Annotated in this window: 21 protein-coding genes and 1 other RNA gene; 16 read left to right on the top strand and 6 right to left on the bottom strand. The window is 60.6% G+C overall.

Annotated elements, in window-relative coordinates; all coding sequences use genetic code 11:
• Nucleotides 1–144: 144 nt before the first annotated feature.
• The 6 genes from rho (at nucleotide 145) to NTD84_RS22895 (ending at nucleotide 7,908) form a co-directional block, all read left to right on the top strand.
• Complete coding sequence (rho, locus tag NTD84_RS22870) at nucleotides 145–1,404, top strand: transcription termination factor Rho (protein WP_007942421.1); 1,260 nt, start codon at nucleotides 145–147, stop codon at nucleotides 1,402–1,404.
• A gap of 272 nt (nucleotides 1,405–1,676) precedes the next feature.
• On the top strand, nucleotides 1,677–3,632 hold the full coding sequence (locus NTD84_RS22875) for an acyltransferase family protein (RefSeq protein WP_262170301.1): 1,956 nt from the start codon (nucleotides 1,677–1,679) through the stop codon (nucleotides 3,630–3,632).
• Between the two features lie 61 nt (nucleotides 3,633–3,693).
• Nucleotides 3,694–5,160 (top strand): 4-hydroxy-3-polyprenylbenzoate decarboxylase, encoded by a 1,467-nt coding sequence (gene ubiD, locus NTD84_RS22880; RefSeq protein ID WP_262170304.1) that lies wholly within the window; start codon nucleotides 3,694–3,696, stop codon nucleotides 5,158–5,160.
• Nucleotides 5,160–6,128 carry a CDP-6-deoxy-delta-3,4-glucoseen reductase gene (locus tag NTD84_RS22885; RefSeq protein ID WP_262170307.1) on the top strand — a complete coding sequence of 323 codons (969 nt, stop codon included), beginning with the start codon at nucleotides 5,160–5,162 and terminating at the stop codon, nucleotides 6,126–6,128. The genes ubiD and NTD84_RS22885 overlap by 1 nt, the downstream gene beginning before the upstream one ends.
• Before the next feature lie 220 nt (nucleotides 6,129–6,348).
• Nucleotides 6,349–7,017, top strand: a complete 669-nt coding sequence (locus tag NTD84_RS22890; RefSeq protein WP_262170309.1) for a gamma-glutamylcyclotransferase — start codon at nucleotides 6,349–6,351, stop codon at nucleotides 7,015–7,017.
• A gap of 351 nt (nucleotides 7,018–7,368) precedes the next feature.
• A complete protein-coding gene (locus NTD84_RS22895; RefSeq protein ID WP_262170312.1) occupies nucleotides 7,369–7,908 on the top strand; it encodes an energy transducer TonB in 540 nt (179 codons plus the stop codon).
• Nucleotides 7,909–8,134: 226 nt separating this feature from the next.
• On the opposite strand, the gene NTD84_RS22900 is transcribed toward NTD84_RS22895, so the two are convergent.
• The gene (locus NTD84_RS22900) at nucleotides 8,135–9,112 is read right to left on the bottom strand and encodes an NADPH:quinone oxidoreductase family protein (RefSeq protein ID WP_262170315.1); all 978 of its coding nucleotides are present in this window, start codon (nucleotides 9,110–9,112) and stop codon (nucleotides 8,135–8,137) included.
• 150 nt (nucleotides 9,113–9,262) lie between these two features.
• Here NTD84_RS22900 and NTD84_RS22905 point away from each other — a divergent pair, with 150 nt between their 5' ends.
• The gene (locus tag NTD84_RS22905; RefSeq protein ID WP_262170318.1) at nucleotides 9,263–9,670 is read left to right on the top strand and encodes a flagellar basal body-associated protein FliL; all 408 of its coding nucleotides are present in this window, start codon (nucleotides 9,263–9,265) and stop codon (nucleotides 9,668–9,670) included.
• 124 nt (nucleotides 9,671–9,794) lie between these two features.
• On the opposite strand, the gene NTD84_RS22910 is transcribed toward NTD84_RS22905, so the two are convergent.
• Nucleotides 9,795–10,247, bottom strand: a complete 453-nt coding sequence (locus tag NTD84_RS22910) for an EVE domain-containing protein (RefSeq protein WP_262170319.1) — start codon at nucleotides 10,245–10,247, stop codon at nucleotides 9,795–9,797.
• Nucleotides 10,248–10,448: 201 nt separating this feature from the next.
• Between NTD84_RS22910 and NTD84_RS22915 the strand changes: the two genes are divergently transcribed.
• On the top strand, nucleotides 10,449–10,604 hold the full coding sequence (locus tag NTD84_RS22915) for a hypothetical protein (RefSeq protein WP_262170322.1): 156 nt from the start codon (nucleotides 10,449–10,451) through the stop codon (nucleotides 10,602–10,604).
• Between the two features lie 35 nt (nucleotides 10,605–10,639).
• Here NTD84_RS22915 and NTD84_RS22920 read toward each other — a convergent pair whose 3' ends face one another.
• From NTD84_RS22920 to NTD84_RS22935, 4 genes are all read right to left on the bottom strand, one after another.
• On the bottom strand, nucleotides 10,640–11,245 hold the full coding sequence (locus NTD84_RS22920) for a 5-formyltetrahydrofolate cyclo-ligase (RefSeq protein ID WP_262170325.1): 606 nt from the start codon (nucleotides 11,243–11,245) through the stop codon (nucleotides 10,640–10,642).
• 86 nt (nucleotides 11,246–11,331) lie between these two features.
• A non-coding RNA gene (gene ssrS, locus NTD84_RS22925) (6S RNA) lies at nucleotides 11,332–11,510 on the bottom strand.
• A gap of 30 nt (nucleotides 11,511–11,540) precedes the next feature.
• Entirely contained in the window at nucleotides 11,541–11,858 is a 318-nt protein-coding gene (locus tag NTD84_RS22930; RefSeq protein ID WP_017341388.1) for a cell division protein ZapA, read from the bottom strand.
• Complete coding sequence (locus NTD84_RS22935; RefSeq protein WP_003213954.1) at nucleotides 11,855–12,064, bottom strand: TIGR02449 family protein; 210 nt, start codon at nucleotides 12,062–12,064, stop codon at nucleotides 11,855–11,857. The genes NTD84_RS22930 and NTD84_RS22935 overlap by 4 nt, the downstream gene beginning before the upstream one ends.
• Before the next feature lie 194 nt (nucleotides 12,065–12,258).
• Between NTD84_RS22935 and NTD84_RS22940 the strand changes: the two genes are divergently transcribed.
• The 8 genes from NTD84_RS22940 (at nucleotide 12,259) to gcvH (ending at nucleotide 21,416) form a co-directional block, all read left to right on the top strand.
• Complete coding sequence (locus NTD84_RS22940; RefSeq protein ID WP_262170329.1) at nucleotides 12,259–12,819, top strand: YecA family protein; 561 nt, start codon at nucleotides 12,259–12,261, stop codon at nucleotides 12,817–12,819.
• A 27-nt stretch (nucleotides 12,820–12,846) separates the two neighbouring features.
• Nucleotides 12,847–14,181 carry a Xaa-Pro aminopeptidase gene (gene pepP / locus NTD84_RS22945; RefSeq protein ID WP_262170331.1) on the top strand — a complete coding sequence of 445 codons (1,335 nt, stop codon included), beginning with the start codon at nucleotides 12,847–12,849 and terminating at the stop codon, nucleotides 14,179–14,181.
• Nucleotides 14,178–15,365 carry a 2-octaprenyl-6-methoxyphenyl hydroxylase gene (gene ubiH / locus NTD84_RS22950; RefSeq protein WP_262170334.1) on the top strand — a complete coding sequence of 396 codons (1,188 nt, stop codon included), beginning with the start codon at nucleotides 14,178–14,180 and terminating at the stop codon, nucleotides 15,363–15,365. Before pepP ends, ubiH begins: the two co-directional genes overlap by 4 nt.
• Before the next feature lie 136 nt (nucleotides 15,366–15,501).
• Complete coding sequence (locus NTD84_RS22960) at nucleotides 15,502–16,719, top strand: 2-octaprenyl-3-methyl-6-methoxy-1,4-benzoquinol hydroxylase (protein WP_262170763.1); 1,218 nt, start codon at nucleotides 15,502–15,504, stop codon at nucleotides 16,717–16,719.
• Nucleotides 16,720–16,934: 215 nt separating this feature from the next.
• The gene (locus tag NTD84_RS22965) at nucleotides 16,935–17,939 is read left to right on the top strand and encodes an extracellular solute-binding protein (RefSeq protein ID WP_262170336.1); all 1,005 of its coding nucleotides are present in this window, start codon (nucleotides 16,935–16,937) and stop codon (nucleotides 17,937–17,939) included.
• Nucleotides 17,940–18,127: 188 nt separating this feature from the next.
• Entirely contained in the window at nucleotides 18,128–19,744 is a 1,617-nt protein-coding gene (locus tag NTD84_RS22970; RefSeq protein WP_262170338.1) for an ABC transporter permease, read from the top strand.
• A 155-nt stretch (nucleotides 19,745–19,899) separates the two neighbouring features.
• The gene (gene gcvT, locus NTD84_RS22975; protein ID WP_262170341.1) at nucleotides 19,900–20,982 is read left to right on the top strand and encodes a glycine cleavage system aminomethyltransferase GcvT; all 1,083 of its coding nucleotides are present in this window, start codon (nucleotides 19,900–19,902) and stop codon (nucleotides 20,980–20,982) included.
• 50 nt (nucleotides 20,983–21,032) lie between these two features.
• Nucleotides 21,033–21,416: a glycine cleavage system protein GcvH gene (gene gcvH, locus NTD84_RS22980; protein WP_262170343.1), complete on the top strand. Its 384-nt coding sequence runs from the start codon at nucleotides 21,033–21,035 to the stop codon at nucleotides 21,414–21,416.
• Nucleotides 21,417–21,540: the final 124 nt, after the last annotated feature.

Below are 21,540 nucleotides of genomic sequence, written 5' to 3' on the forward strand. Positions count from 1 at the left end.
TGGTTTCTCCATTGCCCCCTGCTAGCCGTCGCCGACGCACTCCTTTTCGAATAAGTACGCGATCCTGTCGCCTTCTCCGCGGCGCGGCCTCATTAAGCCAAAAGCTTAATTTCCCCCCTCCATAAATGATTACGTCATTCCTATATGAATCTGACTGAACTCAAGCAAAAGCCGATTACCGAACTGCTCGAATTGGCCGAACAGATGGGCATAGAAAATATGGCCCGTTCGCGCAAGCAGGACGTGATTTTCTCCCTGCTCAAGAAGCACGCGAAAAGCGGCGAGGAAATCTCCGGTGATGGCGTGCTGGAGATTCTCCAGGACGGCTTCGGCTTCCTGCGCTCCGCTGATGCTTCCTATCTCGCCGGCCCGGACGATATCTACGTCTCGCCGAGCCAGATCCGCCGTTTCAACTTGCGCACCGGTGACACCATCGTTGGCAAGATCCGCCCTCCGAAGGAAGGCGAGCGTTATTTCGCACTGCTCAAGGTCGACACGATCAACTACGATCGTCCCGAGAATGCGAAAAACAAGATTCTCTTCGAGAACCTGACCCCGCTGTTCCCGACCGTGCGCATGAAGATGGAAGCCGGCAACGGTTCCACCGAAGACTTGACCGGTCGTGTCATCGACCTGTGCGCCCCGATCGGCAAAGGCCAGCGCGGTCTGATCGTTGCACCGCCGAAAGCCGGTAAAACGATCATGCTGCAAAACATCGCGGCCAACATCGCGCGTAACAACCCTGAAGTTCACCTGATCGTGCTGCTGATCGATGAGCGTCCGGAAGAAGTGACCGAAATGCAGCGCACCGTGCGCGGTGAAGTGGTTGCCTCGACGTTCGACGAGCCGCCAACCCGCCACGTGCAGGTTGCCGAAATGGTGATCGAGAAGGCCAAGCGCCTGGTCGAACACAAGAAGGACGTGGTGATCCTGCTCGACTCCATCACCCGTCTGGCTCGCGCCTACAACACCGTGATCCCGAGCTCCGGCAAAGTGCTCACCGGTGGTGTCGATGCCCACGCTCTGGAGAAACCGAAACGTTTCTTCGGCGCTGCGCGGAACATCGAAGAAGGCGGCTCGCTGACCATCATCGCCACCGCGCTGGTTGAAACCGGCTCGAAGATGGACGAAGTGATCTACGAAGAATTCAAAGGCACGGGCAACATGGAGCTGCCGCTGGATCGTCGTATCGCTGAAAAACGCGTCTTCCCGGCCATCAACATCAACCGTTCCGGCACCCGCCGCGAAGAGTTGCTGACCGCCGACGACGAGTTGCAGCGCATGTGGATCCTGCGCAAGCTGCTGCACCCGATGGACGAAATCGCCGCCATCGAGTTCCTGGTCGACAAGCTGAAAACGACCAAGACCAACGACGAGTTCTTCCTGTCGATGAAGCGCAAGTAATACGAAGTTCGCTTCGACAAAAAGGGCGCCCCGAACAGGGCGCTCTTTTTTTGTGCCTGATATTTTGTATCCGGATAATTACTGTGTTGTAAACTGGCGCCCATTCATTGGGTGCCTCCGCCCGCTAACAGCGGATCTATCTGCCTTGTACTGGCAATAAATCACGTGTTCTGACAGGTCCTGTCCACGTTGACCTGCGTCGGATATCCGCCGTTGCGCTATCGATGCGTCCGTTTTCAACTCATTTTGTATCTAAAACGACAAGGGACGTTATGCACACTTTTGGCAGTCGCCGTGACATTGACGGATTACGGGCTCTCGCCGTTATCCCGGTGGTGCTGTTTCACTTTGGTTTCAGCACGTTCAGCGGTGGCTTTGTCGGGGTGGATGTTTTCTTTGTCATTTCCGGTTTCCTGATTACCAGCATCCTGTTCCGCGAGATCAGCGCGCAGCGTTTCAGCTTCGTCGACTTCTGGGCTCGCCGTGCCAGACGCATCATTCCCGCCTTGAGCGTGGTGATGGTGGCCACACTGGTGCTCGGCTGGTTATTGCTGACGGCCAAAGACTTCTCCGAACTGGGAAGGACGGTGCGTTATCAGTCGCTGTTCATTTCAAACATTCTGTTCATGCGCGAAGACGGTTACTTCCAGCCGGCGTCGGATTTGAAGCCGTTGCTGCATACCTGGTCCCTGGCGGTTGAAGAGCAGTACTACATCTTCTTTCCGTTGCTGATGGTGTTGCTGATGCGCCATGTTCGTCATTGGCGCTGGATGCTGTTTGCCGTGCTGTTGATCTCTTTCGGATTGAACATCGCTTACATCGAACGTAAACCCGACTTCGCTTTCTTTTCGCTGCCGACGCGTGCGTGGGAATTGTTATGCGGTGCAATGCTTGCCGTCCTGCCCGCGCGTAAACACGCGGTTCGACCCTGGGTCTCCCAGTCTGTGGGTATGGCCGGGTTGGCGGCGGTGCTGGTCGCGGTGTTCACGTTTGACCGCGGGACGGTGTTTCCTGGCTGGGCGGCGTTGCTGCCGGTACTCGGTGCCACCGCGCTGATCTGGTCAGGTGGGCAAGGTTCGACATGGGCCGGCCAGCTGTTGAGTGCGCGGGTATTCGTCTGGGTCGGCTTGCTCTCCTACTCCTTTTATTTGTGGCATTGGCCGGTCTATGTCTACGCCAATGCCATCACGATCGACGGTATCCAGCCCTGGGAAGCGGCGGGCTGGATTCTGCTGGCGCTGGGTCTGGCGTGGCTGAGCTGGCGCTTCGTCGAGCTGCCGTTCCGGGAAAAGCGTCTGCTGGCCGGCCGCAAGCCCGTGCTGGTGGCAGGCCTGATGGCGATGGCTGTGCTGGCGGTGACCGGTTCTGTCGTACGCTCGCAGGATGGTTTCCCTCAGCGTATGACCGGCAAAGCGCTGGAGTATGCACAGTCCCGGGAATGGCGGGCCGGGCAGATGAAATGCATGCTGGTGACCAAGGACAAGAAACTCGACAAGGCCTGCCTGCTGGGTGACAACCAGGACGTCCCGGCGACCCGACTGGTCTGGGGCGACAGTCATGCCGCGGCGTTGATGCCGGCCATTGAAAGTGGCGCCAAGCGTGAGGGCCGTCCGGTGTGGCTCTACAGCATGAGCGCCTGTTCGCCAGTGCTCAGCGAGGACCAGCGCCAGCGTTGCAGGGACTTCAACGACCACACCATGGAGCAGGTTCGCCGCCTGCAGATCAAAGATGTGGTGCTGGCCTCCAACTGGAGTCTTAACGTTTACGGTCGTGAAGATGGCGACCGAAAAGTCTTGCTCAACGCCCACGACAACACGGCCCAGGCCGAGGCACGTATGGCGGCCGCGCTCAAGGCGCGGGTGGCGGCGATACGGGCCACGGGCGCGCAAGTCTGGCTGTTCAAGGAAGTGCCGCTGCAGCACAAGGGCGCCGTCAGCCGATTGACCAGCCTGACCCGCGCGGGCCGCTCAGTCGAGGGTCTGGGGCGGCCGCTCGCAGAGCACCTGGCACGCCAGCATTTTCTCAGCGGATTGTTCGACTCGATGAGCGCGGCCGATCCCGGCGTGCATGTCATCGATCCAACGCCCCTCATGTGTGCGGACGACATCTGCAGCATCGAGGTCAATGGGCATTCGAAATACAGGGATGAGGATCATCTCTCGGACACCGGCAGCGCCCGGTTGAGCCCGCTGTTCACGCCGATGCTGCTGGGTGCAAATCACAATTGATCGTGCTGTTAGGGCGCCAGAGCAGGTAGGATGTACGCCTATTTTCGGGGTGGCATCTTCAATGAAATTCAAGGACCTTCGGGATTTCGTGCAGCAGCTTGAGCAGCGCGGAGAGTTGAAACGCATCCAGATTCCCGTCTCTCCAGTGCTGGAGATGACGGAAGTCTGCGACCGCACGCTACGGGCCAAAGGCCCGGCGCTGTTGTTCGAGAAGCCTACCGGCTACGACATCCCGGTGCTGGGCAACCTGTTCGGCACCCCGGAGCGGGTGGCCATGGGCATGGGCGCGGAAGCGGTCAGCGAGTTGCGCGAAATCGGCAAGCTGCTGGCGTTCCTCAAGGAGCCCGAGCCACCGAAAGGCCTGAAAGACGCCTGGTCCAAACTGCCGATCTTCCGCAAGATCATCGCGATGGCGCCCAAGGTCGTCAAAGAGGCGGTCTGCCAGGAAGTGGTCATCGAAGGCGACGACGTCGACCTTGCGATGCTGCCCGTGCAAACCTGCTGGCCCGGCGACGTCGCGCCACTGATCACCTGGGGGCTGACCGTCACCAAAGGTCCGAACAAGGATCGCCAGAACCTCGGTATCTATCGCCAGCAGGTGATCGGCCGCAACAAGGTCATCATGCGCTGGTTGAGCCACCGTGGCGGTGCGCTGGATTACCGCGAGTGGTGCGAAAAACATCCCGGCCAGCCGTTCCCCGTGTCCGTGGCGCTGGGCGCTGACCCGGCGACCATTCTCGGCGCCGTGACGCCGGTGCCGGACACGCTTTCCGAATACGCCTTCGCCGGCCTGCTGCGGGGCAATCGTACCGAACTGGTGAAGTGCCGCGGCAACGACCTGCAAGTGCCGGCCACCGCGGAAATCATCCTCGAAGGCGTGATCCATCCGGGTGAAATGGCGGATGAAGGGCCGTACGGCGACCACACCGGTTACTACAACGAAGTCGACAGTTTCCCGGTGTTTACCGTCGAGCGCATCACCCACCGGATCAAGCCGATCTACCACAGCACCTACACCGGCCGTCCACCGGATGAACCGGCGATTCTCGGCGTGGCGCTGAACGAAGTGTTCGTGCCCATTCTGCAAAAGCAGTTCCCGGAGATCACCGACTTCTACCTGCCGCCCGAAGGCTGTTCGTACCGCATGGCCATCGTCACCATGAAGAAGTCGTATCCCGGCCATGCCAAGCGGGTAATGCTCGGTGTCTGGTCGTTTTTGCGACAGTTCATGTACACCAAGTTCGTTATTGTCACGGACGACGATATCAACGCGCGCGACTGGAACGACGTGATCTGGGCCATCACTACGCGCATGGACCCCAAGCGCGATACAGTGATGATCGACAACACGCCGATCGACTACCTCGACTTCGCCTCGCCGGTTTCTGGCCTGGGGTCGAAAATGGGCCTCGACGCCACGCACAAATGGCCGGGCGAAACCACCCGCGAATGGGGCCGGGTCATCGTCAAGGACGATGCCGTGACCCAACGGATCGATGCCATCTGGAATCAGTTAGGAATAGATTGATGCGTGTAACTTTGCAGCCCTCCGGAGCCGTGCTTGAGATTCTGCCCGGCGAGCGGATTCTCGATGGTGCGCGGCGTCTGGGCTATGAATGCCCGCAAAGCTGCCGCAACGGCAACTGCCACGTGTGTGCCGCGCTGCTTGTGGAAGGACGGGTCGAACAAGCCGGCGCCGTGCGGGACCATGGCGAGTTCTACACTTGCATAGCTGAGCCGCTGGAAGACTGCATTGTGCTGTGGGATGGCGTGCTTGCGCTGGGAGAACTGCCGGTGCGCAGCTTGTCGTGTCAGGTCATTGAATGCAGGGACGTCGGCGGCGATACCTGGCGCGTGAGCCTGCGAGCGCCGGCCGGCAAGCCGCCGCGCTATCACGCCGGTCAGTACCTGATGATCGAGCGCGAAAATGGCGAGAAATCAGCCTTTTCCCTGGCCTCCGCACCGCATGCCGGGCGCGACTTGCAAATTCACGTACTGGCGCGCGAAAGCAGTGCGCTGAACCTGATCGAACAGCTTCAGCGCAATCCGATGGTGCGCATCGAAATGCCGTTCGGCGACGCCCACCTTGCGGAATTGCCGGATGGCCCGCTGGTGCTGATTGCCGCAGGCACCGGCATGGGCCAGATCCACAGCCTGATCGAGCATTGCCGGGCTGCGGGATTCAAGCATCCGGTGCACCTGTATTGGGGTGTGCGTCGTCCTGAAGACTTTTATGAGATCGAACATTGGGATGAATGGCTGAAACTGCCCAATCTGTTCCTGCATAAAGTCGTCAGCGATCAATGCGGCTGGCAGGGCCGTTGCGGCATGCTGCACGAGGCAGTGTGTGAGGATTTCCCTGATCTGAAAGCCTTGCATGTGTACGCCAGCGGCTCACCGGCCATGGTCTACGGCACCTTGGATGCGCTGGTGGAGGCCGGGATGGATGCTCATCAGATGCGCGCGGATGTATTTGCGTACGCACCTCGATCCTGATGCTGTAGGAGCGCACTTGCTCTACCGGGTTATAACTCCCTATATAGCCGATCGGTATTTATAGAATTATATAAATGCCGGTAGGTTATATCCCTATCGGTTAGTAATTAAGAACTGTGCCATGGCACTTAATTTGCCTTAAAACATATGTGCCTTATTGTTACAGCGGTGCGTTCTATTAAGTAATTCATCACCCGCGAGGAGCTGAACGCTATTCGCCATGAGCGCCATTGAATCTGCTTTTATGAATCTGCCTTACCCTCCGCGGCTCGACCTGGGGCCGCAGCTTACGCACGAACAATTGCTCACTTCGATGCAGTCGACGATGGCGCGTCACAAGGGTGGGCCGGTCTGGCTGTTCGCGTATGGCTCGCTGATCTGGCGTCCTGAATGCCCCGCCGTTGAACGGGTTCGCGGCCGGGTGCATGGCTACCATCGCGGGTTGTATCTGTGGTCCCACGAACATCGCGGTACACCGGAAGTGCCGGGCCTGGTGTTTGGCCTGGACCGCGGTGGTTCTTGCAGCGGCTTCGCCTATCGTTTGCCGGAAGAACAGCTTGAAGCTTCTCTTTACGCATTGTGGCAGCGCGAAATGCCGTTCCCTTCCTATCGTCCGCACTGGCTCAATTGCCGTCTCGAGGACGGAAGCCAGGTTCAGGCCTTGGGGTTTGTACTGGAGCGACACCTGCCCAGCTATGCCGGCAACTTGCCGGATCACGTGCTGAGCCACGTGTTCGAAAACGCCTGCGGGCGATACGGCACCACGCGCGATTATGTCGAGCAGACGGCCAACGCCCTGCGTAGCCACGCCATGCCCGACCGGAATCTGGAGGCGCGGCTCAAGCGCTGCCAATCAAAAGCCGATCAGGCGATGGCTTCGCGGGTCTGACTTGCGACGTTCTGAAGGCAGGAAGCCACGCGGGGCGGTCGGAGATGTTGAAGATCACCTGTTCTTTTACGAACCTGTTGCCCAGGTATAAGTGAAGGGCGCCGTGGGAATTGTTACTTCAAGATCCTTTATGACGAGGTTTCACCCGGAGTAGGGCGGGCTTTTGGGAAATGTCCTGCGGCTAATCGGGAAGTCGTGACGTTATGTAAAAAATCGTCGAGCCGTAACCTTTGTGCTGTTGCCAGATCTGGCTTTTCAGTCGCAGAGGGAGGGGTTATGCGGTGGTGTGTAGTGTTTGTGTTGTGTGTGCTCTGTGGCGTTGTCCGCGCCGGGGAGGTGTTCCTGATACCGATGGATAACCCCAAGCCGACCTACCCCAGGGTACTTTACCGGGCGGGCATCACCGGGGAAGTAAGGGTCACCCTGTATGTCCGCGCCGATGGATCGGTCAGTCAGCCTGTTGTCCTGAAAGCCACTCATCCTGAATTCGCAGCGGCGTCCCTTGCAGCGGTGAGTAAGTGGCGATTCCGGCCCTGGAAAGTCAGCGATGATCGTCCGGGGCAAATCGAGGTGGTCGCACCCATGGTCTTCAAGCTGGATGACACGCCGCCTTTGCACGCCAACGAACAGCTGAAGAAGCTGCTTTGTTCGGACGTCAGTCGGGTCGCCCAGCACTACGCGGAATCGTCTTGGGTGGACTTGCCGGTGTTTAGCTGGACCCGCAGTTACCTGACTCACTCCATTTCCCCCATGCAGTTGCCAGAGGAGAAACGCCTGGCGCTTATTGCCAAACTCAACAAAGAAGCGCGGACGATTGTTCGACGCTGTCACTCGCACCCGATGAGCCGGTATGTGCGTTTTGTTCCGAGGGAGGTGCGTGAGTTGCTTTAGATAAATGTGGAGCGCTGCCGTACGGCCGCGCTCTCTTATGTTTATGAGCTAGTTCTTGATTGCTCATACAGTTACTCCTTGTGTCTGTATGGCCTCAAGTTAACGAAAGCTTTGGTGATGAAGGTGCTACATAATTACCGCACATTGATCAAAAAATGCTGCTCTGCCCCAATAAAAAAGGCCAGAACAACTTCATCATCGTTCTGGCCTTTTTGCGTTCGGAGATTCAGCGAACCTGCACCACCACTTTCCCGACCGCCTTGCGCTGGCCGAGATCATTGATCGCCTGCGCCGCATTGCTCAGGGGATACACCTGCGATACCAGTGGCTTCAATTTGCCCTCGGCAAACCAGCCAAACAATTGCTGGAAGTTGGCCGCGTTGTCCTGAGGCTGGCGCTGGGCGAATGAGCCCCAGAACACGCCGACCACTGCCGCACCCTTGAGCAGGGCGAGGTTGACCGGGAATTCCGGAATGCGTCCACTGGCGAAACCGACCACCAGCAAGCGGCCGTTCCAGGCGATGGCGCGGATGGCCTGGTCGAACAGGTCGCCGCCGACCGGGTCGTAGATCACGTCGGCGCCCTGGCCGTCGGTCAGGCGCTTGATTTCATCCTTGAGGCTGGTTTCCGTGTAGTTGATCAGCTCATCGGCGCCGGCAGCCTTGGCCACCGCAAGTTTTTCGGCGCTGCTGGCGGCGGCGATCACGCGGGCGCCCATGGCTTTGCCGATTTCCACTGCGGCCAGGCCGACACCGCCGGAGGCGCCGATTACCAGCAGGGTTTCACCCGGTTGCAGGTTGCCGCGTTGTTTGAGGGCGTGCATCGAGGTGCCGTAGGTCATGCTGAATGCCGCCGCGGTGTTGAAGTCCATGGACGGCGGGATGGGCAGTACGTTGTAGCCGGGGACCGCGACTTCCTCTGCAAAACTGCCCCAGCCGGTCAGGGCCATGACGCGGTCACCGACTTTCAGGTGGCTGACCTTTTCACCCACCGCGCTGACCACGCCGGCCGCTTCGCCACCCGGGGAAAACGGGAAGGGCGGCTTGAACTGGTATTTGCCCTCGATGATCAGCGTGTCCGGGAAATTCACCCCGGCCGCATGCACCTCCAGCAGGATTTCGTTCTTCTTCGCGACAGGGCTGGCGACGTCTTCCAGCACCAGCGATTCGGCAGGGCCGAAGGCTTTGCACAGCACGGCTTTCATCAGGGCTATTCCTTTGGGAGTGATGGCCGATAAGTGTAGGTGTGTGAGTCGACGGGTCAACGAGCATGCCCCGCCCTGATAGTCAGCCATAAGCTTGTGCTTGCGCGGCGGGTCGTTATGCTAGGCCGCAAACCGGATAAGGAGCGAATTGTGAAAGCGTGGATCATGTTGTTGCTGGCCCTGTCTCTGCCTGTGGCAGCCGTGGCTGAAGAGGCCAAAGAAGGCGAGGCGCCAAAGGTTAATTACATCACCCTGAGCCCGCCGTTCGTGGGCAATTACGGGCTGGATGGCACACCGAAGCTCAAGGTCTACAAGGCCGACGTGGCGTTGCGCGTGACCGGTGACGAGTCGACCAAACTGGTGAAAGCCAACGAACCGTTGATTCGCAATCAGCTGGTGGCGCTGTTTGCCCAGCAGACGACCGATACGATGAACAACGTCGAAGCCAAGGAAAAGCTGCGTCAGGAAGCCCTGAAGCAGACTCAGCAGATCATGAATGATGAAACCGGCAAGCCTGTGGTTGAGGATCTGTTGTTCAACAACCTCATCATCCAATAAGTCATTCGTTGTTTGGCCGGGCCTCTTCGCGAGCAAGCCCGCTCCCACAAAGGATCTGTTTCACTGAGGATCTCCTGTGGGAGCGGGCTTGCTCGCGAAGGCATCCTGAGCATCGCCGAACACCTTACGGCTTGAGCGCCACGACCGCCGCCCACTGCTCAGCCGTGACAGGCATCACCGACAGTCTTGAGCCTTTTTGCACCAGCGGCATCTCTGCCAGCGCCGTCTGTTGCTTCAGATAGTCCAGTTTCAACACCTTGGGAAACGTCTCGACATGCGCGACATCGATCGCGCTCCAGGCGTTTTTCTCGGCGGTGGCCTTTGGATCGAAGTAATGACTCTCCGGTTCCAGCGCCGTTGGGTCCGGATACGCCGCTTCGACAATCTTGCCGATCCCGGCAATCCCGGGCTCCGGACAGCTGGAGTGATAGAAGAAGAACTCGTCGCCGACCGCCATGGCTCTCAGGAAATTTCGCGCCTGGTAGTTGCGAACGCCGTCCCAGCGCGCTCTGCCAAGTTTCTCCAGGCCCTTGATCGAGAGTTCGTCGGGCTCGGATTTCATCAGCCAGTAGGCCATGGTTTTTGCTCCTTGCGAGTCAGGTGGGCAAGTTGTCCGGCAATTTTATGACAAACCGACAGTCGGTTGACGCCAGCGTTTGCGTGTCGGTTCACGTTGTCGCAAAATGCCGGCCTTCTAAGCTTGACGCTGCTGCACGGCCTACACCTACAACGGAAACCGCTGCTGTCATCGTGTTGATATGCCTTTGGGGGGCAATCGATGAAACGCAAACCGGATTTACTATGGATATTGGTTATTTTGTTCGGCCTGGGCGTCGTGACCACTGGCTATGCCCAAAGCCTGTGGAGCAACAAGACTGACGCGCCGATCGAAATCGCGCAGCAGCAACAACAGCCGTCGGCCTTCAAACGCTGAACCTGTCTTTTCGACGCCGCTGAGTCCAGTGGCGTCTAGCCTGCGAAATACCAGGCCTTGTCCGTCACCGTTCCTTGCAGCGGCACATCCCAGCTCGCTTGAGCCAATCGTTCGACTTTCTGACATTCATGGGCCAGGCCCAACAGCGTCGGCTTGCGCCAGCTTTTTCGCCGCGCCAGGTACGCCAGGCTGCGGTCGTAGAAACCGCCGCCCATACCGAGTCGGCCGCCGGCATCGTCGAAACCCACCAGCGGCAGCAACACCAGGTCGAGCGCCCAGACTTTGCGTTGGCGGGCCAGGTTGTGCCTGGGCTCGAGAATGCGAAAACGGTTGGGTTTGAGTTTTTCCCCGGGGCGAATGCGCTGGAACACCATTTTGGTTCGGGGCCAGGCGCTGAGCACCGGGAGATAAGTGGCCTTCCCGCGACGTTGCGCCGCCCGCAGCAACAGGCGCGGGTCGATTTCACCGTCGGTCGGCAGGTACAGCGAGATGTGTTTGGCGCGGCGAAACAATGGCTGCTGGGCCAATTGCTTGTAGAGCCCGCGAGCCGCCTGGCGCTGCTGACTGGGGGTCAGTGCGCGGCGAGCCTTGCGCAGCATGCGTCGAAGTTGCGGGCGGGGCAGCAGCGCAGGTTCGGTCATGGATTCAGGCTTCGGCAGTGCGGGTACACAAAGCGTACCCGTAAAAAAGCCGATGCCGGTGTTTAAACCGGCATCGGACTGGAATCAGGCTCCCCGGATGAACCGCTGCTGACTTAGCCCTTGAACCCGAAAGTTCAAGGTGGAAGATGCAGTAGGCTTTAAGGCTTTCCGTCTAGCGGACATGCACACCAGCCCAACGTGCAGCCTCCAGGGTAGTGCGAATCGGCTCAGGGACGTGGTCAACTGGCAAGCACCCCAGGGAGTGCTGCGAGTATAACCCAAGCGGTCCGACGAATCAGCCCTTGGTGACGTCCGGATCGGTAGCGAGCACCAGATCGACGCGATCCAGCAAGTCGCGAACCTGCTCGCGGGTCGAGCCGCTGACTTGCACATCGGGGCTTTCCTGCTTGTGCAGGAGGTCGTGGGTGATGTTCAGCGCGGCCATCACGGCGATGCGATCGGCACCGATGACTTTGCCGCTGCTGCGGATTTCGCGCATCTTGCCGTCCAGGTAACGGGCAGCGCTCACCAGGTTGCTGCGCTCTTCCTGGGGGCAGATGATCGAATATTCTTTGTCGAGGATCTGCACGGTGACGCTATTGCTTGAACTCATGAGTCTTGCTCCAGGGCCTTGAGGCGCGAAATCATCGATTCGACCTTACGCCGGGCGATTTCGTTCTTTTCAATGAGGTGAGCGCGTTCCTCGCGCCAGGTCTTTTCCTGAGCTAATAGGAGTCCGTTTTGGCTCTTTAGTTGCTCGACCCGATTAATTAGCAGTTCGAGTCTGGCCATCAGCGCTTGCAGGTCGGTGTCTTCCATTGTCTTCACTGTCTGATGGGTTTTGAACGGTAGGAGCGAGGTTGCTCGCGATGTACCCGAAAACGCCGTGGGTCGTCAGGTACCCAGCGTTATCGTTGGCGACCATCGCGAGCAGGCTCGCTCCTACAGGGGTAGTCGATGTAGGATACAAGGCCTTCATTCTAGACATAGCGCCGTCTGGCGCCTAGCTGCCCATGCCCATTCAGAATTCCCCGTACCAAGCCTTCGCCACCCTGCTGACCTCCAGCGGCCATAACGTCTCGCCTGCCGAACTGCACGGCCTGCTCCTCGGCCGCAGTTGCGCCGGTGCCGGCTTCGATGCCGAAGGCTGGCTGGTCGATGCCGCCGAACTGCTTGAAGGCGAGCCGCAAGACAACGTTCGCAATGCCTTGATCGGCCTGCAAGAGATGGTCAAGGGTGAACTCACCGGCGACGACGTGACCGTCGTCCTGCTGCTGCCGACCGATGACCAGCCGTTGACCGACCGTGCCGCCGCACTGGGCCAATGGTGCCAGGGTTTCCTCAGCGGTTTCGGCCTGAACTGCCGCGACAGCAGCATGCTCAGCACCGAGGCCACCGAAGTATTGCAGGACCTGGCGGCCATCGCCCAGGTGCAGGATGCGCTGGAAGAGTCCGATGACGGCGAAAGCGACTACATGGAAGTGATGGAGTACCTGCGCGTCGCGCCGCTGCTACTGTTCTCCGAAACCAAGAAGCCGGACGCGCCGGCTGCCGCCAAACCGTCGTTGCATTAATCGCGAGCCAGGAATAGCCATCTGCCCATGATTCATATCCCGAAATCGGAATACAGCCGTCGCCGCAAGGCCTTGATGGCGCAGATGGAACCCAACAGCATCGCCATCCTGCCCGCCGCCGCGGTGGCCATCCGCAACCGCGATGTCGAGCACGTTTACCGCCAGGACAGCGACTTCCAGTACCTCAGCGGTTTCCCCGAGCCCCAGGCCGTCATCGTGTTGATGCCTGGCCGCGAGCACGGTGAATACGTGCTGTTCTGCCGTGAACGCAACGCCGAACGGGAACTCTGGGACGGCCTGCGCGCCGGCCAGGAAGGCGCGATCCGCGATTTTGGCGCTGACGACGCGTTTCCCATCACCGACATCGACGACATCCTGCCGGGCCTGATCGAAGGGCGCGACCGGGTGTATTCGGCCATGGGCAGCAACCCGGAATTCGACCGCCACCTGATGGACTGGATCAACGTGATCCGCTCCAAGGCGCACCTCGGTGCCCAGCCGCCGAACGAGTTTGTTGCGCTGGATCATCTGCTGCACGACATGCGTCTGTATAAATCGGCGGCAGAAGTGAAGGTGATGCGCGAAGCCGCGCGGATATCCGCCCAGGCCCATATCCGCGCGATGCAGGCCAGTCGCGCCGGGCTGCACGAGTTCAGCCTCGAAGCCGAGCTCGATTACGAATTCCGCAAGGGCGGGGCGAAGATGCCGGCCTACGGTTCGATCGTCGCGGCGGGGCGCAACAGTTGCATCCTGCATTACCAGCAGAATGACGCGCTGCTCAAGGACGGTGACCTGGTGCTGATCGACGCGGGTTGCGAGATCGACTGCTATGCCAGCGACATCACCCGCACCTGGCCGGTCAGCGGCAAGTATTCGGCGGAACAGAAGGCGATCTACGAGCTGGTGCTGGCTTCACAGGAAGCGGCATTTGCCGAAATCGCCCCGAACAAACACTGGAACCAGGCGCATGAAGCCACGGTTCAAGTCATCACCGCCGGGCTGGTGAAGCTGGGCCTGTTGCAGGGCGACGTCGATGAACTGATCGCCAGCGAAGCCTATAAAGCGTTCTACATGCACCGCGCCGGCCATTGGCTGGGCATGGATGTGCATGACGTCGGTGAGTACAAGGTCGGCGGCGAATGGCGCGTGCTGGAAGTCGGCATGGCGCTGACGGTAGAGCCGGGGATCTACATCGCTCCGGACAACCAGAATGTGGCGAAGAAATGGCGCGGCATTGGCGTGCGCATCGAGGACGACGTCGTGGTTACCAAAACCGGCTGTGAAATCCTGACCCATGGCGTACCGAAAACGGTCGCCGAGATTGAGGCCTTGATGGCTGAAGCACGAGCAAAAGCAGCATGAGTCGGGTCAATCTGGCAATCATCGGTGGTGGTCTGGTCGGTGCCAGCCTCGCGTTGGCGTTACAGGCCGGAGCCAAAGCCCGCGGCTGGAAGATCGTGTTGATCGAGCCGTTTGCCCCCGGCGATACCTACCAGCCGAGCTACGACGCCCGGTCTTCGGCACTGTCTTATGGGGCCAAACAGATTTATCAACGGCTGGGCGTGTGGCAGGAAATCTCCCGTCGCGCCGAGCCGATCAAGCAGATTCATGTCTCCGACCGGGGTCGCTTCTCCACCGCACGCCTGTCGGCGATGGAAGAGGGCGTGCCAGCGCTGGGCTACGTGGTGGAGAACGCCTGGCTCGGCCAATGCCTGTGGCAAAGTCTGGACAAGGACGTGGTCGCCTGGCGCTGCCCGGCGGAAGTCACGCGCATGGAGCCACTGACCGATGGCTATCGCCTGACCCTCAACGATGAAACCACCCTGGAATGCGACCTCGCGGTCCTCGCCGATGGCGGCCGCTCGGGCCTGCGCGAGCAATTGGGAATCGGCATCAAGAAACGCCCGTACAACCAGAGCGCGCTGATCGCCAACATCACGCCGAGCGAAGCGCACAACGGCATGGCCTTCGAGCGGTTCACCGACGACGGCCCGATGGCCTTGCTGCCGCTGCCGGAAAATCGCTGCGCCCTGGTCTGGACCCGTCTGGGCATGGACGCGCAACGGCTCGCGGCCCTCGATGAACGCAGTTTTCTCAGCGAATTGCAGGGCGTGTTCGGTTACCGTCTCGGTACATTGAAACAGGTCGGCGCGCGGCATCTTTACCCGCTGACGCTGATTGAAGCTGAGGAGCAAGTGCGTCCGCACCTGGCGATTCTCGGCAACGCCGCCCACAGCCTGCACCCGATTGCCGGCCAGGGTTTCAACCTGTCGCTGCGTGATGCCCAGGCCCTGGCGGATGCGCTGCTGGGCAGCGAAACATCGCCCGGCGATTTCGCGACGTTGCAGGCTTATCGCGAACGCCAGCGTCTGGATCAGAACCTCACCGTGGGCTTCTCCGATCAGGTCACGCGGTTGTTCGGCAGCACCCAGCCGCTGGTTTCCCTGGGCCGCAATATCGGCCTGCTCGGCCTCGACCTGCTGCCCCCGGCCAAACGCTGGTTCGCCCGGCAGGCCATGGGATTGGGTACGCGTCCCGATGCTTGAGTGGTCGGTGGACGCACACGGCCTGCTGCGAGCGCGGGCCAGTATTTACATCGACGCGGGCACCTTGGTGGCGCGGGTCGAAAAAACCCTTTACGTGCGGCTCAAGTCGCCAGCGAGACAGGCTTAAAGCATGGACATGCGCGCAGATCTGCTGATTGTCGGGGCCGGAATGGTCGGCAGCGCCCTGGCGCTGGCGTTGCAGGACAGTGGGCTGGACGTCCTGCTGCTGGACGGCAGCCCGATGACCGTCAAACCGTTCGACGCGCAGGCGCCGTTCGAACCGCGAGTGAGCGCGCTGTCGACGGCCAGCCAGAGAATTCTCGAGCGCCTGGGCGTCTGGGACGGCATCGTCAAACGGCGCAGCAGTCCGTACACCGACATGCATGTCTGGGACGGCAGCGGCACCGGGCAGATTCACTTTTCGGCGGCCAGCGTGCACGCCGAGGTGCTGGGGCATATCGTCGAGAACCGGGTGGTGCAGGACGCCTTGCTCGACCGCTTGCACGACTGCGACCTGGGCCTGCTGGCCAATGCGCGCCTGGAGCAGATGCGTCGCTCAGGCGATGACTGGCTGCTGACCCTCGCTGATGGCCGGACGCTGCGGGCGCCGTTGGTGATCGCAGCGGACGGCGCAAACTCCGCCGTGCGCCGCCTGACGGGCATGGCCACGCGCGAATGGGATTACCTGCACCACGCCATCGTCACCAGTGTGCGCAGTTCCCGATCTCATCAGATGACGGCTTGGCAGCGTTTCACCGATAACGGCCCGCTGGCGTTTCTGCCGCTGGAGCGTGACGGTCAGCAGGATTGGTGCTCGATCGTCTGGTCGACCACGCCAAGTGAAGCCGAACGCTTGATGGCGCTGGACGACGAAGCGTTCTGTAGCGAGCTGGAACGGGCCTTCGAGGGCCGTCTGGGGACGGTGCTCAGCGCCGATCCGCGACTGTGCGTGCCGCTGCGTCAGCGCCACGCCAAGCGTTACGTGGCCGAAGGCCTGGCGCTGATTGGCGACGCGGCGCACACCATCCACCCATTGGCCGGGCAGGGCGTGAACCTCGGCTTCCTCGATGCGGCCGTGCTGGCTGAAGTATTGCTGCAAGCGGCTGAACGGGGCGAGCGGCTGGCGGAAGTGAAAGTGCTGAGCCGCTACGAACGTCGGCGCATGCCGCACAACCTGGCGTTGATGGCGGCGATGGAAGGCTTCGAGCGGTTGTTCCAGGCCGATCCGTTGCCGGTGCGCTGGTTGCGCAATGCCGGGTTGAAGATGGTGGAACACATGCCGGAGGCCAAGGCTTTATTTGTGCGCGAGGCATTGGGGTTGACCGGGGATTTGCCGGTGCTCGCCAAGGCCTGAGTCTTCATTGACGCTGACGATCCCTTCGCGAGCAGGCTCGCTCCCACAGGAGTTACGCGATCCTTGTGGAAGCGGGCTGGCTCGCGAGGGGACGGCGAATCCACCCCACCCCATCCATGCAACATCTGGTAACGCCTCCGCAAAGTGTTCGATTGAGAAGGCAAATGTGAGTCCTTATCATTTGGCCTCAATTTTCCAATCGAGAGACTGCTCCCATGTTGGCACCGAAGCGTCTACTGACCGCACTCGCCCTGACCCTGATCGGCAGCACTGTCGCCCAGGCCGCTGACGAGGTGGTGGTTTACTCCTCGCGGATCGACGAGCTGATCAAGCCGGTCTTCGATGCCTACACCGCGAAAACCGGGGTGCAGGTGAAGTTCATCACCGACAAGGAAGCGCCGCTGATGCAGCGGATCAAGGCCGAGGGCGAAAACGCCACCGCCGACCTGCTGCTGACCGTCGATGCCGGTAACCTCTGGCAGGCCGAGCAGATGGGCATCCTGCAACCCTTCACCTCGAAAACCATCGACAGCAACATTCCGCTGCAATACCGCTCGTCCAGCCATGCCTGGACCGGCCTGAGCCTGCGGGCGCGGACCATCGCTTACTCCACCGCTCGGGTGAAACCGGGCGAGCTGACCACCTATGAAGGGCTGGCCGACAAGAACTGGGAAGGCCGCTTATGCCTGCGTACGGCGAAGAAGGTCTACAACCAGTCCCTGACCGCGACCATGATCGAAGTCCATGGCGCCGACAAAACCGAGAAGATCCTCAAGGGGTGGGTCAACAATTTGTCCACCGACGTGTTCTCCGACGACATCGCGGTGCTGGAAGCGATCAACGCCGGCCAGTGCGACGTCGGCATCGTCAACACGTACTACTACGGTCGTCTGCACAAGCAGAAGCCTGACCTGGCGGTGAAGCTGTTCTGGCCGAACCAGGGTGATCGCGGTGTACACGTCAATCTGTCGGGCATCGGCCTGACCCAACATGCGCCGCACCCGGAAGCGGCCAAGGCACTGGTCGAGTGGATGACCACGCCTGAAGCGCAGAAAATCTTTGCCGACGTGAACCAGGAATTCCCGGCCAACCCTGCCGTTGCGCCGTCAGCGGAGGTGGCGAGCTGGGGCAAGTTCGTGGCGGATACCTTGCCAGTGGAAATCGCCGGCAAGCGTCAGGCTGAAGCAATTCGCATGATGGATCGGGCTGGCTGGAACTGAGTCTGTCGGCAGGCTGTACCGCTATTCATGTAGGAGCGAGCTTGCTCGCGATGAATTCGGCAACGTCGCGGAGTGTCAGGTATCCAGCGTTATCGTGACGACCATCGTCGGAACGCCGCCCGGAGCAAACTCGCTCCTACAGGGGGGCGGTCGCGGTAGTTATCCCATTCATCAGAGAGCCCTTTTCCTTGGCCCACCCCGCCCAACGCCGTTGGTATCCACTGGTCTTCGCCGTTGCCGCGCTGGTCCTGCTGCCCCTTAGCGTTTTGCTGCTGTCCTGGCAAACCATTGATCAACAGATCTGGTCCCACCTCTGGGACACCCAGATGCCACGCCTGCTGGGCAACACGCTCACGCTGATACTCGGCGTGGGCGTCGGCGTCACGCTGCTGGGTGTGAGCCTCGCCTGGCTCACCAGCCTCTGCGAATTCCCCGGTAGAAAGTGGCTGGACTGGGCGTTGATGCTGCCATTCGCGATCCCCGCCTACGTGCTGGCATTCGTGTTCGTCGGCCTGCTGGATTTCGCTGGCCCGGTCCAGACCCTGATGCGCGAATGGTTCGGCACCGGCCTGAGGCTACCAAGAGTGCGCTCCACCGGCGGCGTGATCCTCGTTCTGGTGCTGGTCTTCTATCCCTACGTTTACCTGTTGGCCCGCACCGCATTCCTCGCTCAAGGCAAAGGCCTGATGGAGGCGGCGCGCGTCCTTGGACAGTCTCCGTGGCAGGCGTTCTGGCGCGTTGCCTTGCCGATGGCGCGGCCGGCCATCGGCGCTGGCGTGGCCTTGGCGTTGATGGAAACACTGGCGGATTTCGGTGCGGTGTCGGTGTTCAACTTCGACACCTTCACCACGGCGATCTACAAGACCTGGTACGGATTCTTCAGCCTGTCCACCGCCGCGCAACTGGCCAGCTTGTTGCTGTTGGTGGTGATGGTCGTGCTGTACGGCGAGCGTCGTGCCCGCGGCGCCAACCGGGCGAGCAACGAACGGCCGCGGGTCAAGGCGCTTTATCACCTGCGTGGGTTAAAGGCATTGGCGGCGACGAGCTGGTGCGGCCTGGTGTTTGCCTGTGCTTTTGTCATCCCGATGCTGCAGCTGGTGGTGTGGTTCTGGCAGCGCGGGCGGTTCGATCTGGATGAACGCTATACCGGGCTGATCATCCACACCTTGTACCTGGGCGCGATGGCGGCACTGATTACCGTCAGCGTCGCGCTGGTGCTGGCGTTCGCCAGACGCCTCGCGCCAACGCGGATGATCCGTTCCGGCGTCAGCCTGGCCAATCTCGGCTATGCGTTGCCCGGCTCGGTGCTGGCGGTGTCGATCATGCTGGCGTTCAGTTACCTGGATCGCGAGCTGGTGATCCCGATTTCGGGCTGGCTCGGCGGCGCCGGCAAGCCGTTGCTGTTAGGCAGTCTGTCGGCATTGTTGCTGGCGTATCTGGTGCGCTTCATCGCGGTGGCGTACGGGCCACTCGAAAGCAGCCTGGCGCGAATACGGCCTTCTTTGCCCGAAGCGGCACGTAGCCTCGGAGTCAGTGGGCCACGACTGTTTTTCAAAGTGTATCTGCCGTTGTTACTGCCAGGAACATTGAGTGCGGCGCTGCTGGTGTTCGTCGACGTGCTCAAGGAAATGCCCGCGACCCTGCTGATGCGCCCGTTCGGCTGGGACACGCTGGCGGTGCGCATCTTTGAAATGACCAGCGAAGGCGAATGGGCGCGAGCATCGTTACCGGCGTTGACCCTGGTTGTGGTCGGACTGTTACCGGTCATCGGATTGATTCGACGTTCGGCGCATCGAAACAGCTAGGTGTCAGTCCTACACCTTGAGGCTACAATGCGCGGCATTCGGTGCGGTCCGTCCTACAGACCCGGTAGCTGAGATTGGCTGAGCGCCTTCTATTGCAAGGCTTTCACCCGTACAGCACTGGCCCGCACCCTCGCCACGCCCGGAAGGAGAAACCCATGGGACAGCGTACGCCTCTGTATGACCTTCATCTCGCCCTCGGCGCGAAGATGGTCGATTTTGGCGGTTGGGATATGCCTCTGCATTACGGCTCGCAGGTCGAGGAGCACCATCAGGTGCGCCGCGATTGTGGGGTTTTCGACGTATCCCACATGGCCGTGATCGATGTCAGCGGGGCGCAGGCCAAGGCCTGGCTCCAGCATTTGCTGGCCAATGATGTCGAGCGCCTGCACAGCTCCGGCCGTGCCTTGTACAGCACCATGCTCAACGAGCACGGCGGCATCGTCGACGACATGATCGTCTATCGCCTCGATGACGGTTATCGCCTGGTGGTCAACGCCTCCACTCGTAATCAGGACCTGGCGTGGATGCAGGCGCACCTCGATGGCTTCGAGGTCCTTATCAACGGGCGTTCGGAACTGGCGATGCTGGCCATTCAGGGGCCTCAGGCCCGGCACAAGATTTCCGAACTGGTCACTCAATCTCGCGGCAACCTGATCCAGCTGCTTAAGCCTTTCGAAGGCCAGCCGGACGGTGACTGGTTCATCGCGCGCACCGGGTACACCGGTGAAGACGGGTTGGAAATCATTCTGCCGGCCGATCAGGCGCCAGGGTTCTTCAACGATCTGGTGGGCGCAGGCATCTCGCCGATTGGTCTGGGCGCGCGGGATACCCTGCGTGTCGAAGCCGGCATGAACCTCTACGGTCAGGACATTCACCAGGACGTTTCGCCGTTGGCCTCGAACATGGCCTGGAGCATCGCCTGGGAGCCGGCCGCCCGTCAGTTCGTCGGCCGCGCGGCCCTGGAGGCCGAGCGGGCGGGTGGCGTACAGCACAAACTGGTCGGTCTGGTCCTTGAGGAGCGCGGGGTTTTGCGCGCTCATCAAGTGGTCCGCATCGCCAATGTTGGCGAAGGGGAGATCACCAGTGGTAGTTTCTCCCCTACGCTTAGCAAGTCGATTGCACTGGCGCGCGTGCCGACGGCCACTGCCGACCGCGCGGAAGTGGAAATTCGTGGCAAATGGTACCCGGTCCGAGTGGTCAAACCGACCTTCGTTCGCCACGGCAAAACCTTGATCTAACCTTTTCTGGCGGACAACGACCGCTGACATTTTCCTTGAGGACACAGAACATGAGCGATATCCCTGCCGACCTGCGTTTTGCCGAAAGTCACGAATGGGCCCGTCTGGAAGCCGATGGCACCGTCACCGTGGGCATCAGCGATCACGCTCAGGAAGCCTTGGGCGATGTGGTGTTCGTTGAGCTGACCGAAGTCGGCACCGTCTTCGCCGCTGGCGACCAGTCGGGTGTGGTCGAGTCGGTTAAAGCTGCCTCCGACATCTATTCGCCGATTGCCGGTGAAGTGATCGCGATCAACGAAGAACTGAGCGCGACACCGGAACTGCTGAACTCCGACCCGTACGGCGCCTGGATCTTCAAGCTCAAGCCGAACAACACGGGCGATCTGGACAAGCTGCTGGATGCGGCGGGCTACAAGGCTGCCATCGGCGAGTAAGCTTTCAGCGTCTCCCCCAAAGCCCCGACCTGTCGGGGCTTTTGTTTGCCTGCGCATTCTCCCCTGTAGGCGCGAGCATGCTCGCTCCTGCAGGGCGTGCATCCGACAGTGCCTGCTATGCTGG

Source organism: Pseudomonas sp. 14P_8.1_Bac3 (assembly GCF_025466085.1).
Lineage (GTDB): Bacteria > Pseudomonadota > Gammaproteobacteria > Pseudomonadales > Pseudomonadaceae > Aquipseudomonas.